At 36.4% G+C, this 16,899-nt stretch carries 10 protein-coding genes and 2 riboswitches; all 10 genes read left to right on the top strand.

Going from position 1 to position 16,899, the window contains the following annotated elements:
• The first annotated feature begins 170 nt into the window (after positions 1–170).
• Complete coding sequence (locus tag Q4G98_RS00220) at positions 171–1,964, top strand: TonB-dependent siderophore receptor (protein ID WP_298563937.1); 1,794 nt, start codon at positions 171–173, stop codon at positions 1,962–1,964.
• A gap of 71 nt (positions 1,965–2,035) precedes the next feature.
• Positions 2,036–3,046: an ABC transporter substrate-binding protein gene (locus Q4G98_RS00225; RefSeq protein WP_298563939.1), complete on the top strand. Its 1,011-nt coding sequence runs from the start codon at positions 2,036–2,038 to the stop codon at positions 3,044–3,046.
• A complete protein-coding gene (locus Q4G98_RS00230) occupies positions 3,043–3,810 on the top strand; it encodes a carbon-nitrogen hydrolase family protein (RefSeq protein WP_298563942.1) in 768 nt (255 codons plus the stop codon). Before Q4G98_RS00225 ends, Q4G98_RS00230 begins: the two co-directional genes overlap by 4 nt.
• A 111-nt stretch (positions 3,811–3,921) precedes the next feature.
• Positions 3,922–4,965, top strand: coding sequence for an ATP-binding protein (locus Q4G98_RS00235; RefSeq protein ID WP_293718071.1), 1,044 nt, complete (start codon positions 3,922–3,924; stop codon positions 4,963–4,965).
• Positions 4,966–6,918 (top strand): VWA domain-containing protein, encoded by a 1,953-nt coding sequence (locus Q4G98_RS00240; RefSeq protein ID WP_298563946.1) that lies wholly within the window; start codon positions 4,966–4,968, stop codon positions 6,916–6,918. It begins immediately after the preceding gene.
• Between the two features lie 15 nt (positions 6,919–6,933).
• Positions 6,934–7,485: a hypothetical protein gene (locus Q4G98_RS00245; protein WP_298563949.1), complete on the top strand. Its 552-nt coding sequence runs from the start codon at positions 6,934–6,936 to the stop codon at positions 7,483–7,485.
• A 103-nt stretch (positions 7,486–7,588) separates the two neighbouring features.
• A riboswitch (cobalamin riboswitch) is annotated at positions 7,589–7,771 on the top strand.
• Between the two features lie 196 nt (positions 7,772–7,967).
• Positions 7,968–9,959, top strand: a complete 1,992-nt coding sequence (locus tag Q4G98_RS00250; RefSeq protein WP_301961790.1) for a TonB-dependent siderophore receptor — start codon at positions 7,968–7,970, stop codon at positions 9,957–9,959.
• Between the two features lie 313 nt (positions 9,960–10,272).
• Positions 10,273–11,352 (top strand): efflux RND transporter periplasmic adaptor subunit, encoded by a 1,080-nt coding sequence (locus Q4G98_RS00255; RefSeq protein WP_301961791.1) that lies wholly within the window; start codon positions 10,273–10,275, stop codon positions 11,350–11,352.
• Complete coding sequence (locus tag Q4G98_RS00260) at positions 11,349–14,408, top strand: efflux RND transporter permease subunit (protein ID WP_298563958.1); 3,060 nt, start codon at positions 11,349–11,351, stop codon at positions 14,406–14,408. Before Q4G98_RS00255 ends, Q4G98_RS00260 begins: the two co-directional genes overlap by 4 nt.
• A gap of 58 nt (positions 14,409–14,466) precedes the next feature.
• A riboswitch (cobalamin riboswitch) is annotated at positions 14,467–14,644 on the top strand.
• A gap of 194 nt (positions 14,645–14,838) precedes the next feature.
• Complete coding sequence (locus tag Q4G98_RS00265; protein WP_301961792.1) at positions 14,839–16,791, top strand: TonB-dependent siderophore receptor; 1,953 nt, start codon at positions 14,839–14,841, stop codon at positions 16,789–16,791.
• Positions 16,792–16,899 lie beyond the last annotated feature (108 nt).

A 16,899-nucleotide genomic window follows, 5' to 3' on the forward strand; every position in this document is an offset into this window, starting at 1 on the left:
ATGAAAGGATGGATACGCACAGCTTTTGACTATATATTTTGATGAATGAAAGGAAGATCTAAATTGTTAAGTAACAAAAAGAGTTTGGCAAAAGTAGTTTTGATGGGTTTGTTAACAAGTACTAATGTCATCTGGGGGGGACTGCAGTACACGCTGAAGAACCTAATCAAGTGTTTACGTTAGATCCTATGGTAGTAACAGCACAGAGAGAAGAAAAAAGGGATGTTGATACTCCAGCATCGGTTGCAGTTCTTACTCAGGAACAATTAGTAGAAACTGGAGCTGCTAATTTGTTTGATGCATTAAGATTACAAAATGGTATAACATCTTATTCCTATGGTGCAGGAGGACAGGCTTGGGGAGGAATGAATGGGAAGATTTTAATGCGAGGTGCTGATAAAGGAACTGTCGTAATGATAGATGGTGCACCTATTAATATGAATGAAACTTATTTTTTGGATACATTTCCAGTTGAATCAATAGAAAGAGTTGAAATTGTCAAGGGTGCATCATCGGTACTTTATGGTTCAGAGGCTTCTGGTGGTGTAATTAATATTATTACTAAAAAATCTATGAAAAATACTATTGCTTTGACTAAAGGTGAATATGGAAAAGCTAAAGAAGCACTTACAGTTGGTGCTGGTAAATTAAGTTTGGCTGCAACATTTGAACAAGGTGATGAAATCAAAAAATTAGCAAATAATGGTAGGGGGATGAATGATGCAGACAAAAGTTCAGTTTTAGTTCGTTATAAGTTTAATGATAATTTAACATTGTCTCATCAGCATAATGTCAATGACTATAAATTTAATTCATATGTTTTACCGAATTGGAACAAATTAAAAGAAGATGGTCATTATGTATATATTGAAGATTATACTAGATTACAGTATAAAGATGACACTTGGACAGGAAATTTGTTTTATAATAGAAGTAACAGAAAAAACAAGACAATAACGGCGTCTACGGGTAAATGGAATAAAGAAGAATATATTATATTCGATACCATAGGTTTAGATTTGCAGAAAAAAATTGATAGTAAATTTGCAGATTTTATTATTGGAACTACAATATCACAGGAATCATATAAGAATGATACTCCGTGGAGTAGTGGTTCATTGAAAAATTTACATATTGATGTCAATAGAAAAAATTATGCATTATTTGTACAAATGACTAAAAATTTAGGAAATGATTTCATTGCAACTATTGGGGCCCGTGAACAATTTGTAGATGCAAATAAGACGTATGATGCTTTTACTCCTGAATTTTCTTTGTTAAAAAAATTAGATGAGGATAGCAGCGTATATATCAATGCTGCTAAATCTTTTAGGATGCCTACTTTTATGCAACTTTATGGCAGTGGTTCACCTAATTATGAAGCGAATCCATTGTTAAAACCAGAGGAAGGTTGGACATATGAAATAGGGTATAAGAAAGCTAGTGATAGTAGTATGTTCAAAGCTGCATTATATTATATGGATAACGATTCTATATCATATGAAAGTAAAGCTGATCCAGTAACTGGAGAGAGTATTAATAAGATAATAAACTCACCATTTGAAAATCTTGGATTTGAAATAAACTATGATAAAAAAATAGGCAGTAGATATTCTTATGCACTTGGAGCTAATTTTTGTAACCCCAAAGCAAAGGATAATAGCGGAAATTGGAATAGAAAATTCGCCAGACAGCAATATACAGGTAGTATAAAGTATAATAATGAAAAAGTGAATGCTGCTTTGACTGGTAGCATTACTGCTGCCAGAGCTGGCGATTGGCCAAATATGATACCAGTTAATTTCTATACAAGTTATAAGTTTGATAAGAATAGTAAAGTACAGCTTGATATAGAAAATATTTTTAACAGACAGGATATAATAGGTAATTGGACAAGTGCTGCATCTACTGAATATTATTCTATGCCACGAAATGTTAAAGTTACTTATATATACACATTCTAAGTAATTAAAAACCAGCATATGAGCCGAAGTATGTACTTCGGTTCATATGCAATTTTAAGGGTTGATGTAAAATGATGAAAAAAATTTTAGCAAAAGACGAAAATATTATAGCCAAGATAATTTGTTTTATTTTACTTGTGTTCGTCTATAATTTTTGTATGGGTTGCAGCAGCCAAATTGAAAAAAATACTGGAAATGATAAAATAGAGAAAAGCTATAGTGTTACTGATTCAACAGGAACGGTAATAAATTTTGATAAAAAACCTGAAAAAATCATTTCTCTGTCGATAAGTACAGATGAAATTCTTATAGATTTAGTTGATTCAAAAAGAATAATAGCAGTTACTTATTTAGCAGATGATCCTGAAATTTCAAATATAGTAGACAGAGTAAAATCAATACCTAACAGAGCTTATGGTAATAGTGCTGAAGCCTTGCTTGCCATGCAGCCGGATGTTATTATCGCTGCTGATTTTTTTAAACAGGAAATGCTTCAGACATTGAGGGATTTAGGTCTAAAGGTTTATGTTTATAAAACACCAAATAATATCAAAGAAATAAAAGAGGCCATTAAGGATATTGCAATATTAGTAGGTGAACCGAATCAAGCAGAAAAATTAATCAAGCAGATGGATAGTAAATTGATGTCTGTTAAAGATAAAGTGAACAGCATAAAACCTTCTGAGCAGAAAAGAGTGGTATTTGTCAGGAGCAATGGAGTTTTTTACAGGCCGGAAAGTTCCTTTATGGATGTATGCCGTCATGCTAATGTCAAAGATGCTACTGAAGATTTACATTATGATAAGTCCTGTATTTTATCACAAGAGGAGGTTGTGAGGTTAAATCCTGATGCTTTTGTGATACCAGTATGGAATTATGATGGGAAACATGATCCGGAACAGATTAAAGCAGAAATTTTATCAAATCCTTCTTATCAGACAACTAAAGCAGGTAGAAATAAAAATGTTATAATGATTCCGGCAGCCCGTGCTTTAGCGGTTTCACAATATACAGTAGATGCTGTAGAAGATATTGCCAGGGCCATATATCCAGAAAACTTTAATAAAAAGGAGTCTTTATGAAAATCGCACTATGCCATTTAGAAGTCAGTCAGGGACCTGAACATAAGAATATAGAGCTGCTGGAAAAAGCTGTCCGAATTGCTGCCGATAATGGAGCTAATTGGGTGATCACACCTGAAACGGCAGTGCAGGGCTATTATTTTTACAAATTGAACCCTGACACAAAAGTAGATAAACAGCCGTCTGTTAAACTAAGCCATTTATTGGCGTTGGTCAAAGCTTATGGTCTATTTTTGTTTTTAGGCTGTGGTGAATATGATGATGGTTTGAAGTGTAATTTTAATTCCTGCATTATTTTTGATCCCGAAGGGAATATTTGCGGTAAACACCGCAAACTTATTTCACATGGAATTGGTGCGGAAGCATGGGCTTCAAGGGCTGATGCACTGGAGCCTGTAGATTGTGGTAATATCAAAGTAGGTGCCTTGGTATGTGCTGATGCCTGGTATAGCGAGCATGCACAGGAAATGCAGAAAAAGGGTGCCCGGATAATTATTGACATAGCAGCCTGGCCGCCGACGCAGGTTTGTGGTAATCCGTTAGGAGCGTGGGAAAAATGTTCAGAAGTTACAGGATTACCAATGCTTGTTTGTAATCAGACAGGAATGACTGAATGGATGGATATGAATGTCGGACAGAGTGTTGCTATCGAAAATGGCAAAACCAAGCTGAGTTATAATGGTAAGCAGGCTATTTTATTGTTTGAATTGGATGAAGAGTCCGGTAAGATTTTATCTGATAAATTTGAAATTATCAGTCTTTAGAATTTGACTATATACGTGGTATATGGTTTAGTATAATATGGTAAGTTATTTGTAATGGTTTTCTTATGAAGATATATTACTAATATCTATTTGATTTTAGGAGGAGTTACAGTGAAAAGAACAGCAGTTTATCCATTTACAGCTATTGTAGGACAAGAGGACATGAAAATGTCATTGATACTGAATGTAATCAATCCGGCGTTGGGCGGCGTTTTGATAAAGGGTGAAAAAGGCACTGCCAAGTCAACGGCGGTACGTGCTTTGGCCGAATTGCTGCCGGCTATGGAAGCTGTGCATGGATGTAAATTTCATTGCGACCCGGCAGATCCCAATCTGTTATGCGAAGATTGTGCATCTAAATATACAGAGGATAATAAATTAGCTGCCGATACTGTAAAAATGCGTGTAGTTGAGTTGCCTGTAAGTGCGACGGAAGATCGCGTCGTTGGCACTTTAGATATTGAACATGCGATCAAGCATGGTGAGAAAAAATTTGAAGCTGGCATTTTAGCGCAGGCAAACCGTAATATTTTGTATGTTGATGAAATAAATTTACTTGATGACCATGTTGTAGATGTATTGTTGGATGCTGCAGCTATGGGTATCAATACAGTTGAGCGTGAAGGCGTTTCCTATTCGCATCCTGCTCGTTTTGTTTTGGTTGGTACGATGAATCCCGAAGAAGGCGATATTCGTCCGCAGCTTTTGGATCGTTTTGGCCTGTCAGTAGTCGTTACAGGCGAGCATGATCCTGCGCAGCGTGTTGAAGTAATTAAACGTCGTTTGGCTTATGAACAGGATGCTGATACTTTTATTGCTGGTTATCAGCAGGAGCAGGAAGAGCTTGCCGCTAAAATTACACAGGCCAGCAGATTATTACCGCAGGTAGCTATCAGCGACGAACTATTGGAAACAGTTGCTGAATTAGCCGTAGAACTTGGCGTTGACGGACACCGCGCTGATATCACTGTAATTAAAACAGCATTGACACTGGCGGCTTTTAATGGACGCAAAGAAGTGGAACTGGAAGACGTAAAAAATGCTGCCAAATTAGTATTGCCGCATCGTATGCGTCGTCGTCCTTTTGAAGAGGGACAATTGGATTGGGATAAGGTTGAAAGTATTTTGTCCGCTGGGGCTAAAGGAGCGTTATAAATGCTGACTAATGCTATTTATCCTTTTGTGGCAGTAGTTGGACAGGAGCAGCTAAAAAAAGCTCTGCAGATCGCTTTAGTAAATCAAAAGGCTGGTGGCCTTTTGATTGGCGGTGAAAAAGGGACTGCTAAATCTACATTGGTGCGTGCCGCTAAAGAAATCATCGGCGCACAGAAGATAGTGGATTTGCCGCTTAATGCTACGGAAGATATGCTTTTTGGCAGTATCGATATTGAATACGCTGTCAGTAAAGGTGAACGCAGATTTTCGCCTGGGATATTAAGCAGAGCCACAGATAATATTTTGTATATTGATGAAGCAAATTTATTGCGGCAGGAATTGCTGACTGCAGTTTTGGATGCTAATGCCTCTGGTATCAATCAGGTTGAGCGTGATGGTATTTCTTTTACTCATTCTGTAGCTTATACTGTGATCGGCACAATGAACCCTGAAGAAGGAGTTTTGCCAGGTCATATATTAGACCGGTTTGGTATGTATGTTGACGCTCAAAGTGAGAAAGATGTGGTAGTACGTACAGAAATAATGAAGCGTTCTCTTGCCTATGGTTCTGATATACAAAGCTTTAGAAACAGTTATTATGATGAAACAGAAAAATTAGCTGCAAAGATTGCTTTGGCACGGAGCATTGTAGATGCGATAGAAGTATCGGAAGCTATGATGCAGCTGGCGGCACAAATGTGTGCGCAGGCTTTCTGTGCCGGTCATAGAGCGGAAATATATCTTTTGGAAGCCGCTAAAGCTATAGCAGCTTTAGCAGAAAGAAATTATGTTTTGCCAAAAGACGTGGAAGAAGCTGCTATGTTCGTGCTGCCACATCGTATGCGTAAGCCGCCAGAACAACAGCAGGAAGAGCCGGAGCAGCAGGAAGAAGAACAACCTGATGAAAATGAACAGCAGGATCAGGACGAAAACGAGGATAATGATGAAGATTCGGAAGAATCACCGCTGACTCCACCACCGCTTGATGATAATGAAGATGATGGTGACGGGGAAGATAACAGTGATGATGACGACAATCAGGAGGATGACAAAGAAAAAGAAGAACAGACTCCTGACAATGACAAAAATCAGTTAGCACCGGAAGAGCAGATTGCAGATATTGATAAAAATTTCAAGCTTCCTAAAATGGTTCTGGACTTAGGCAAGGATCGTAATGTCCGTCGTGGCAGCGGCAAACGCAGCACTACTAAGACAGATCTGAAACAGGGCCGTTATGTCAGGGCCGAGATGCCGAAAATAAAAGTGGAAGATTTGGCTTTTGATGCCACTATCAGGGCTGCGGCGCCATTTCAGCGTCTGCGTGAAGATAATGGTTGCGCCCTGAATATTAAAAGTGAAGATTTACGGCAAAAAGTACGAGAAAAACGTATCGGCAATACATTTTTATTTGCAGTTGATGCCAGTGGATCAATGGGTGCGCGTGAACGGATGCGCGCTGTAAAAGGCGCTATTTTCTATATGCTGCAGGAAGCATATCAGAAACGTGATCGCGTTGGTATGGTCGCTTTTCGCAGGCAAAAGGCCGAATTATTGCTGCCCATAACACGCAGCGTCGATCTGGCACAAAAGTGTTTGGCAGAAATGCCTACAGGCGGCAAAACTCCGTTAGCAGACGGCTTATCAACGGCGCTGGTAACTTTGGGAATGTTGAATAAAAAAGACAGCGAGTTAGAACCGGTCCTGATTTTAGTAACTGATGGCAGAGCTAATGCCATAGAAGAAAACGGTGGTGATCCGGTAGAGTGTGCCTTAAAAATGGCTGAAAAAATCCGTAAGGCTAAAATTACCTCCGTCGTTATTGATACTGAAACAGATTTTATTAAGCTGGGTGTGGCCAAAGCTGTTGCCAAAGCAATGGGAGCAACTTATTATAGCCTGCGCAGTTTATCTCAGGAACAGATTTTAAGAATAGTACGTAATTTAGATGTTTAAACAGGAGGTAATATGATGAAAAAATCCATAATGCTGCTGACAATTTGCATGATGTGCTTATTTGCGGTTTCAGCCAGTGCTGCAGAAAAGAATGCTGAAGCACCTATCAATTGGGAAATCAGCATGATGCCCAAGCCTACGGCCGAGGAAATTGAGGCAGCGCGTTGGTCGATTGTTTTGGAAAACAATATGGGCGTTTATGCATATGACATGGATTCACTGTATTTTCCAGAAGAAAAAAACGGTGTTGTAAACAAAAATTTAGTTAATGTTGTTGTGAAAACTGTTTTTACCGATAAAGATTTGCTGAAAAAAATGAATAAAACTTATGCAGAAAAACTGGCGAAAAAAGAAAAAGTGCAGTATTGTGAAATGCTGATGCAATTTAACGTGGCAGATAAAACCTATGGTGTAAAACAAATGGATGTTTATGGCAGCAAAGGGACGAAGCTTGAAACTAAAACAAATAACGGAGAATTAATACCGGTACCAGAAAAAACGTTCGCAGAGGCGATGCTGGAAATTTGTGTTCAGGCTGTTAATAATACTGACGATACCAATAAGTAATAAACAAACCAGATAATCAAAAAGTAATATATTAAAACTTATTGATATATAATAATCATATTTACTTGAAAAACTAAATCTTTTCATATATAATTTGTACTATAACTGCATATTATCATCAGGTGACGCAGGTCTTAATAGAGAAGTTTTGGGTGTAAGTCCCACACGATCCCGTCGCTGTAATAGTGAGCAAATTCATCTTATGCCACTGGATATATATATCTGGGAAGGCTTGAATGCGCAATGAACTTAAGTCAGAAGAACTGCCTGATGATTACTGATTTACTGCTGCGTGAGACAGTTAGGTAATAAGCCGGCTTTATATTTTATTGTTAAGCTGTAAATACCTTTTGTCTTGGGCAAAAGGTATTTTTATTTTTGCAGATTGCAAATAAAAGCAAAGTACTGTGCGGCCATAAGGACTGGGTGCAGGAAACGCCTTTATTTCAATAATATAAAAAAGTTGTGAAAGGAAGTTGAGTATGTTGAAAAAGAGTATGAGTAAGAGTGCTATGATGATAGCACTGGTAACTGGCAATGTCATCTGGGGGGGGTACACGGTACACGCTGAAGAACCAAATCAAGTATTTACGTTAGATCCAATGGTCGTAACGGCGCAGAGAATGGAAACGAGAGATTTGGATACGCCGGCTAGTGTAACCGTAATAGGGAAAGAAGAAATTGAAAAAAGTGGTGCTGTTAATGTTGATACACTTTTGGCACAACAAATTGGGTTTAATGGTATGTCATATGGACCAAATGGTCAAGAATATGGAGGTTCTGCTAGTAGAACTAAAATTCGTGGGCTAGATAAAGGTACCTTAGTACTAGTAAATGGTGCTCCAATGAATTTATTAAATTATAATGCAATATCTAATATTCCACTAGAAAGTATAGAAAAAATTGAAATTGTTAGAGGGTCTAATGCTACTCTATATGGTGCAGAAGCTATGGGTGGCGTAATTAATATAATTACTAAAAAAGCTTCAGGCTCTCCAAAAACTATGGTATCGGGAACTTTAGGTAATTATACTAATAAATGGTCAGTCGGGCATCAAAATGAATATTTTTCAGTTTATTATGATAAAGATTACTATGATGAAGTTGATCCTCAAACCCGTAAATTCCCTTATGGAGAATATGCAAGTTCTTCAGGAACAAAAAAAAATAATTATAATACTTTAGGGAAATCTAGAAAAGAAAATATTTTTATTACAGGTAATCTAGGGAAGAATTTGACGTTAAATTATAATCATTCAAAATCAGATCTTAATAGATTTCAGATAAATCGTTCTAAAGCAGGTACTGATACGTTAGGAACATCTTATAAATATGATGATAATAGAGATACTGCTAGTCTAGTTTATGATGATCAAGAAAATAAATTGAAATCAGTATTTTCTTTTAATCGTCGTTGGTTTACATCTAATTCAAAAACAAATTCAGTAAAAGAATTTTCTTTGGGCGGCGGTTCTTATAAAATGTATAATGTAACGTCAGATACACAAAAAGGTTGGTTGTTAAATGATGATAAAGATAATTTAATTGCAGGGATTGCAATTAAACGTGATTTTTATCAAAACTATAAATATACTTTTCAAAAATCGGATCGCACAAGTTTAGGACTTTACACATCATATACCCATCAGTTTGCACCTAAATTTAGTGCAACATTGGGATTGCGTGGTGAAACTATAAATGATTTTGACACAGATCAAAATGTATTTTTGCCTCAAATTCAAACATTATATAAATTTAATGATACATTATCATGGTATACTAATATTGGAAAATCATTTATTATGCCGGCAATGAACAGTCAATTCTATACTACTGATAAAGATGCACATAATTTAAAAAAATCAAGAGGATTAAAACCACAAGAAGGCTGGACATATGAAACTGGTATGAAAAAAATAACTAAAACTAGTTCATTGAAATTAGCAGTATTTAATATGGACATCAGTAATAAATTTGGATGGGCAAGTGAAGAAGAATTAGGTATTGGTACAAATACTAAAGCTGAAATACAAATTAATAAAGGTGATTTCAGAAATACAGGAATTGAAGTTGAATACACTAAATTAGTTAATGATAATTGGAAGTATAATTTAGGTGTTACTTATTCTAACCCAGAAGTCAATGATTCTGGAGAGTGGGTACAGGATAATTCTAGGTTGCAATTTGTAGCTGGTATAGGGTATGAAAAAGATAAATTTAATGCCGGATTAAATTATTTATTCTTAGGTGATAGAAATGATAGTTACTATCACGAGATTACTTCTCATGGAAATAGATATTACGCACTTCCTGATAGAAATATGCTTAATGCTACTTTACAATATAGTGCAGATAAGAATAACTCTGTAGCCTTAAATTTCTATAATATTTTAGACAAAAAAGATGTCGTAAACGATTATGAAAATTATGGATTGCCATTCAATTGGACATTAACCTACAATTATTCTTTCTAAAATTAAAATCAATAGGCGGCACAATGTGTGCCGTCTATTATAACGATTAAGAAAGTATTTGTGAATGTTTGATATTTGAACTGTATTTGGAAAAACATGAACTTATTATTGAAATTATGTAAGTGGGGATGGAACAGTGAAGCAGAAAATGCAGAAATTTTTTCTGAAAAATAAATACAGAAGCTTGCTGATAATCAGTCTGATAGGATTAAGTTTGATTTTTCTAAGCAGGCTTATTTTTACTTCTGAAAATACTACAAAGAAAGAAGTTTTAAAGCCATTGGTCCACACAGAGGTTATTTATCGCCGACCTATGTATAAAACTATTTCATTATTCGGTAAAACTGTTTCTGATGCACAAATAGATATTGTTAATAAATATGCTGGTAAAATAGAGGCAATAAATGTAGATTTGGGAAGCAAAGTTGATAAAGGCGATGTGCTGCTAGTTCAGGAATTGCAGGATGTAAATGCGGAACTTTTAAAGGCTCAGGCAAGATATCGGGAAGCGGATGCTACTGCTTCTAAAAATGATACAGAATATAGTGCTGATTATTATAAATATAAAGCTGATTATGAATTGGCCCAGCTTAATTTTGAGCGTTATAAAAAGCTGCATGATATGGGAGCTGTTTCTAAGTTAGAATACGATAAGATAACACAGGTAATGGTAAATGCCAAGGCAGCTTATGAGTCGCTGGCAGAGCAAAAAATGTATGATGGTATACCGGCGGAGCTTTATGCCAAAGAGCAGGTTGCTGAGCGTAGATACCAGGAATTTGTTCTGCTGCAAAATAAGAAGAATGATATGATTCTAAAGGCTCCGAGAGCAGGCGTTATAAGTTACAGGAATGCTGAGGTGGGTAGTTATGCCCCGGCCGGAACTAAGCTTTTAACGATTACCGATAACAGCGGATTTTATGTGGATTGCGCTATATCTGAATATGATGCAGCAGTACTTGTGGCAGGCAGCAGTATCAGTGCGGAAATAGAGTCTTTGGGAAAAAGTTTTCCCGGTGAGATTGTTTTTGTAAGCCCAAGTAAAGGTGAGAACGATAGAACCTATACTGCCAGAATTAAATTATTTGCACAAACTGAAACCATAAAAGCAGGTATGTTTGCCCGCAGCGAATTGAAATTTTTGCAGAAGGATGCCGCACTCTATGTAAATAAAGATGTTATAGTTGATAAAAATGGTAAAAAATATATTTTTGTTGTAACTGATAGTGGCAAGTTGGAACAGCGTGAAGTAAAAACTGGTCTTCGTAATGATGTGGAAATAGAGATAGTCAGTGGTTTAAATGATGGTGAAACTATTGCCATAGATAATTTATCACGTTTGCGGCAGGGACTGGAGATTCAGACTGCAGGTTCAAAGGGTGATAGTGTATGAATATCACCAGATTTTCTATAAAGAGGCCCATTGGTATTTCGATGATTTTTGCATTAATTGTTGTTTTAGGTATTTTCAGTTTTTTTAAGATTGGCGTTGAATTGCTTCCAGAGGTAGATTCTCCCTATATCAGTGTCATCGTAAGCTATCCGGGGGCCAGTACAGAGTCTGTCGAGCAGCAGGTTACAAAGCCTATAGAAGATGTTCTTTCTTCTGTTTCGCATTTTAAACAGGTGCGTTCAGCAACAAGGCCGGGACGTGCTGAGATTTTCGTCGAACTGGACAGCAGTGCGGATGCTGATCTTGTTGCAATAGAGGCAACTAAAAAGGTAAGCTCAATTCGCAAAGATTTACCTGATGATATTGATGAGCCTGTTGTTATTAAACGTTCATCAGATGAATATCCAATTATGGAAATTGCTGTTACAGCACCGTATGAAGCTTCGGACATTTATTCAATGGCTGAAAATACTTTTGCAGAAAGACTGCAGCAGGCTGTTGGTGTAGCTGATGTAGAATTGAGCGGCGGCCGCGAGAAAGAAATAGCTATAGATGTAGATAAAGAGCGTTTAAATTACTATGGTTTAACTTTAAAAGATGTCATTCAGGCCGTAAAAGATGAGAACGTTTTGGTTTCTGCCGGTTCTGTTTATTCTGATGTAAAACAAACTACGGTCAGACTGAATGCTCAGTATTTGTTGCCTCAAGAAATTGAAGCTATACATATTAGTGTTGGTAATGGTATTTATGTTGATCTGGGAGATATAGCTACAGTCCAGGCTCGTGATAAACGCGCAGCAACTTATAGCCGCGTTGACGGTAACGACGCTGTGGCTATTGAAGTTTACAAAGCAAGTGGGGCCAATATTGTTAATGCCGCTGACAGTGTATTATCGCAATTAGAAAAATTAAAAAGCGAATATCCGGATTACATTTTTACTGTAGTCTATGACCAGTCTGATTTTGTAAGAAATTCTTTGAAAAATACTTTTTATACTTTGTTGGAAGGCCTTTTTACAACAGGGTTAGTTTTGTATTTATTTCTTCGCGGTTGGAAATCATCGGCTGCAGTTATGATAGCAATTCCTGTTTCTCTGATAGCAACGTTTTTTCTGATGTATTTAGCCGGTTTTACCTTTAATATGATGTCGTTAATGGGTATGGCATTGTGTATTGGTATTTTAGTGGATGATTCTATCGTAGTGCTGGAGAACATACATCGTTATATTGATGATGGCTATCCGGTTAAAGAAGCTGCTGAATTAGGTCGTAACGAGATAGGTATGGCTGCTATAGCCATGACTTTATGTGATATAGTGGTATTTTTACCAATAGCTTTTATGGAAAGCTCTACGGGGCAATTTTTTAAGCAATTTGGCTTAACGATTGTTTTTGCAACGTTGATGTCTCTGATCGTTTCATTTACGTTAACTCCAATGATGGCTTCTAAATTTTATGCTAAAGGCTTAAAATTACCTGAAGGGAAAATATGGGGGTTCTTAGATCAGCTGGAAGCTGCAACTATAGTTGGTTATGAAAAAATATTGAGGAGGTGTTTACTGCATCCCAAGAAAGTTTTGGTAACAGTGGGAATATTTTTTGTTGTTTCGGTTTTGCTTGTTCCAACGGGCATAGTTGGATCTGAATATATGCCGAGAACTGACGAAAGTGCTATCCAGGTTAATATTGAATTACCGATAGGCTATAATGCTGAACAAACCAATGAGGTGTTACTTTTATTTGATGACTATCTGTTGTCTATTCCTGAAATAGAACATTATTTGTCTAATGTTACGACTACTGAAAGTAACGGTAAAATATCTATCGGTCTGTATAATCGTAGAGAGCGGAAGAAAGATGTCTGGCAAATAGCCGATGATATACGTAGTTTTGCTAAAAAAAATCTTGGTGATGTGAAAATACGTGTTAATGAAATTCAATCATCGGTAACAGGAGTTTCTGGTGGCAGAACCTTAGTTAGGTCTCCTATCCAAATAGAGCTAAAAGGCAGCGATATGGATTTACTAATCAAGGAGTCTGAAAAAGTACAGAAAATTTTTCAGGGAACAGCTGGTATCAAAGATATAAAAAGCTCATATACAGAGGGTGTTCCAGAACTGAAAGTTACTGCAGATCGTGATAAACTTAAATTTTATGGAACAACTCTTGCCAATGTTGTAAAGTCGTTTTCGGCAGCCGTATCGGGAAAAAATGCTGGTGTTTTGGCTAATGATTCCAATAATAGAGGTCATGATACAGATATTATTGTAAAATTTAGTGGCAGTGACGGATTTTTTATTGAGGATATAAAAAGCATACCGGTGCCTGCTAAAAATGGCAATGTGTATTTAGGCGATGTTGCAAGTGTAGAAGAAGGCGTCGGGCCGATAACGATCCGACGCGTTAATAAAGAACGTATAATAAATATACAGAGTAATTTAGCAGAGCGGCCCTTAAATGAAGTGCTGCAGGAATTAAGGGGCAAATTGGATCAAAGCAATTTGCGCTGTGCCTATGAATTTACAGGCCAGGCAACCAGTATGAATGATTCGTTTAAAGAAATGGCAATGGCTTTATCGATGTCGCTTTTGCTTATATATTTGTTGTTAGCCGTACTGTATGAGTCTGTTTTTACGCCGCTGATAAGGATGTTTTCCTTGCCGCTAGGCTTTATTGGAGCAGTTTTTTGTCTTTTGCTAACAGGCAATACGATCAATTTATATTCGTTGATTGGTATTTTGGTGATGGATGGACTGGTGGCAAAAAATGGTACACTTTTGCTTGACTATACTTTAACATTAATGCATCAGGGTAAAAATGCACTGGAAGCTATTATAGAGGCAGGTAAGGTTAGATTAAAACCAATTTTTATGACGGCCTTGACTATGGTGGTTGGTATGATGCCGACTGCTCTTGCAATGACAGAAGGATCGGAGACTCGTGTTAGTATGGCGTGGGTCATAATTGGAGGGATGATAACTTCAACAGTTTTTACATTGATAGTTATACCAATAATATTTTTATGGATACAAAAACACTATCCCAATAAGATATGATATGAATTTGGCAGCACATGTTGAAAAAGAAGCAGATTTATATTATACTTAATTAAATTAAATATTTCGTAAATCAGGTGACGCTGGTCTTAATAGAGAAGCTGGGTGCAAATCCCGCACGATCCCGTCGCTGTAATGGTGAGCGAATCCAAACTTATGCCACTGGAAATATCTGGGAAGGCTTGGATAAGCGTTGAACCTAAGTCAGAAGAACTGCCTGGTGATTATGTTACTACTGCGTGAGACAGTTGGGTAATGTGTCGGCTTCTTTTATTTTATAATTAAGTCGTAAAATACCTTTTGCCTTAGGCAAGAGGTATTTTTATTTTTTTCTTGATTGTAAATAGAAGCAAAGTACTGTGCGACCATAAGGAATGGGTACAGGAAAAGCCTTTATTTCAATAATAAAAGTAGTGAAAGGAAGTTGAGTATGTTGAAAAAGAGTATGAGTAAGAGTGCTATGATGGTAGCATTGGTAACGGGGAGTGTCATCTGGGGGGGGTACACGGTACACGCAGAGGAACCAAACCAAGTATTTACACTAGATCCGATGGTCGTAACCGCAACACGGACAGAAAAAAGAGATGTTGATGTTCCGGCATCAACAACAATCCTAACTAGTGAAGATTTGAAAGCAACAGGTGCGCAGAATTTGCAGGTTGCTTTGGGGCGTGTACCTGGATTGATTTACAAAACATTTGCACCCGGTGGTGGTGCTATGGGGACAATGGCTAATGAAATAGCTATTAGAGGTGTAAGTAATGGTACTTTGATTATGCTGAATGGATCTCCTATGAATTTGAGAGGAAAATATTTTTTAGATGCTATACCTGTAGATAGCATTGCAAAAGTTGAGATAGTAAAAGGTGGAGGATCCGTACTTTATGGTAGTGAAGCTATGGGCGGTGTTATTAATATTATAACTAAACAAGGTTTTAAAAATTCAGTAACTGCTGGAGTTGGTAATTACGGACAACAAAAATACAATGCTACTGTTAGTGCTGATAAATTAAGCGTTGGTTATAACTTAGAAAAATGGGGAAAGGTAGATACAATTTCACGTTCGTATGACAAAGGTGACAAACATACAGATATGACCAGTTCTCATAAAAATAATTTATTTTTAAACTATAAAATGAATGATAAGTGGAATTTTTTATATAATTATTTTGAAACAAATGTAAAATATGATACTTGGTTTGATGATGGATATAAAAGCGTTCCTAAAGGCGGTGCATTACAACAGAATAGAGAATATGTAACAAAGCAAAATTTAATACAGATGACATATCAAGATGACAGTGTTAAGGGAAATTTGTATTATAACCAGAATAAATTAATGGCAGATGGATACACTAATTATACAACAAGTGGTGCTTATTCCGGAAAAATGTATGATACAGATGAGAAGAATCGTACTTATGGAGCCGATATACAAAAAAAATGGGAGTTTGGAAACAAAACGAATTTGATTTTAGGAAGTAGTTATCAAAATGAGTTTTATGATGATTACGGTAAAGATGGCCATAAATCTCCTAATCAAGTAACGTCAAGGAATATTTATGCTGTTTATGGGCAATATGACTACAAATTTGATGAAAGAAATGAATTTATTTTTGGGGCACGCGAAACATGGACTACTGGTGGTTATAAAGACCAGAATTATGATAATTTTAGTATGTCTGGTCAGTATTTACATAAGTTAACAGAAAATGATTCTTTGTATGTTAGTGTTGGACAATCATTTATAATGCCTACTTTTTCACAAATGTATGGTGCTAGTGACAGCGCTGTTTCAAATCCTGATTTGAAGCCGCAAAAAGGAACTAATTATGAATTGGGATGGAAGAGAGTTAGTGATAATCATAGTTGGAAAGCTGCTATTTATCATATTGATATCACAGATAATATTACTGCAACCTGGGATGGTACCAAAACAGAATATAAATATACTAATGAAGATTTTAAAAATACAGGTGTGGAAATAACTTGTGATATTATTGGTAAAGATGGATTTACATATAATTGGGGAATAAATTATGGTGATCCTAAAGTTAAGGGAAGTAAAAAGCCCTATTGGGACAGAAAATATGGAAGATGGCAAATGAATGGTGGCATTAATTATACAAAAGATAAATGGATAACAAGTTTACAAGGGACTTATTTAGCTCAAAGGGTTGGAACTCCTAGTAGTGACCATTCGGTTAGTGAAAAACCTTATTTCCTCACAAGTCTGACAACTACTTATAATGCTGATAAACAAAGTTCTATTTCGCTAACACTAGATAATTTGCTCAATAGAGAAGACAATTTAAGTCATAGTGGCTCAGAATACTATTCTACCCCTTTCAATTTCTTACTAAGCTATAATTATAAATTCTAAAATATTATAGGCGGCATTTAAAGCCGCCTATACAAATTATTTTTAATAATATTGCCTATGTTATAATCAATTTTGCAAATAAAAGAGTTTTACTTTTGACATAAAGCA

Source organism: uncultured Phascolarctobacterium sp. (assembly GCF_958349595.1).
Lineage (GTDB): Bacteria > Bacillota > Negativicutes > Acidaminococcales > Acidaminococcaceae > Phascolarctobacterium.

Coding starts and splice junctions, on each gene's coding strand:
- Q4G98_RS00225 (WP_298563939.1), top strand. CDS start 2,036: ATGATGAAAAAAATTTTAGCAAAAGACGAAAATATTATAGCCAAGATA.
- Q4G98_RS00230 (WP_298563942.1), top strand. CDS start 3,043: ATGAAAATCGCACTATGCCATTTAGAAGTCAGTCAGGGACCTGAACAT.
- Q4G98_RS00240 (WP_298563946.1), top strand. CDS start 4,966: ATGCTGACTAATGCTATTTATCCTTTTGTGGCAGTAGTTGGACAGGAG.
- Q4G98_RS00245 (WP_298563949.1), top strand. CDS start 6,934: ATGAAAAAATCCATAATGCTGCTGACAATTTGCATGATGTGCTTATTT.
- Q4G98_RS00250 (WP_301961790.1), top strand. CDS start 7,968: ATGTTGAAAAAGAGTATGAGTAAGAGTGCTATGATGATAGCACTGGTA.
- Q4G98_RS00255 (WP_301961791.1), top strand. CDS start 10,273: ATGTATAAAACTATTTCATTATTCGGTAAAACTGTTTCTGATGCACAA.
- Q4G98_RS00260 (WP_298563958.1), top strand. CDS start 11,349: ATGAATATCACCAGATTTTCTATAAAGAGGCCCATTGGTATTTCGATG.
- Q4G98_RS00265 (WP_301961792.1), top strand. CDS start 14,839: ATGTTGAAAAAGAGTATGAGTAAGAGTGCTATGATGGTAGCATTGGTA.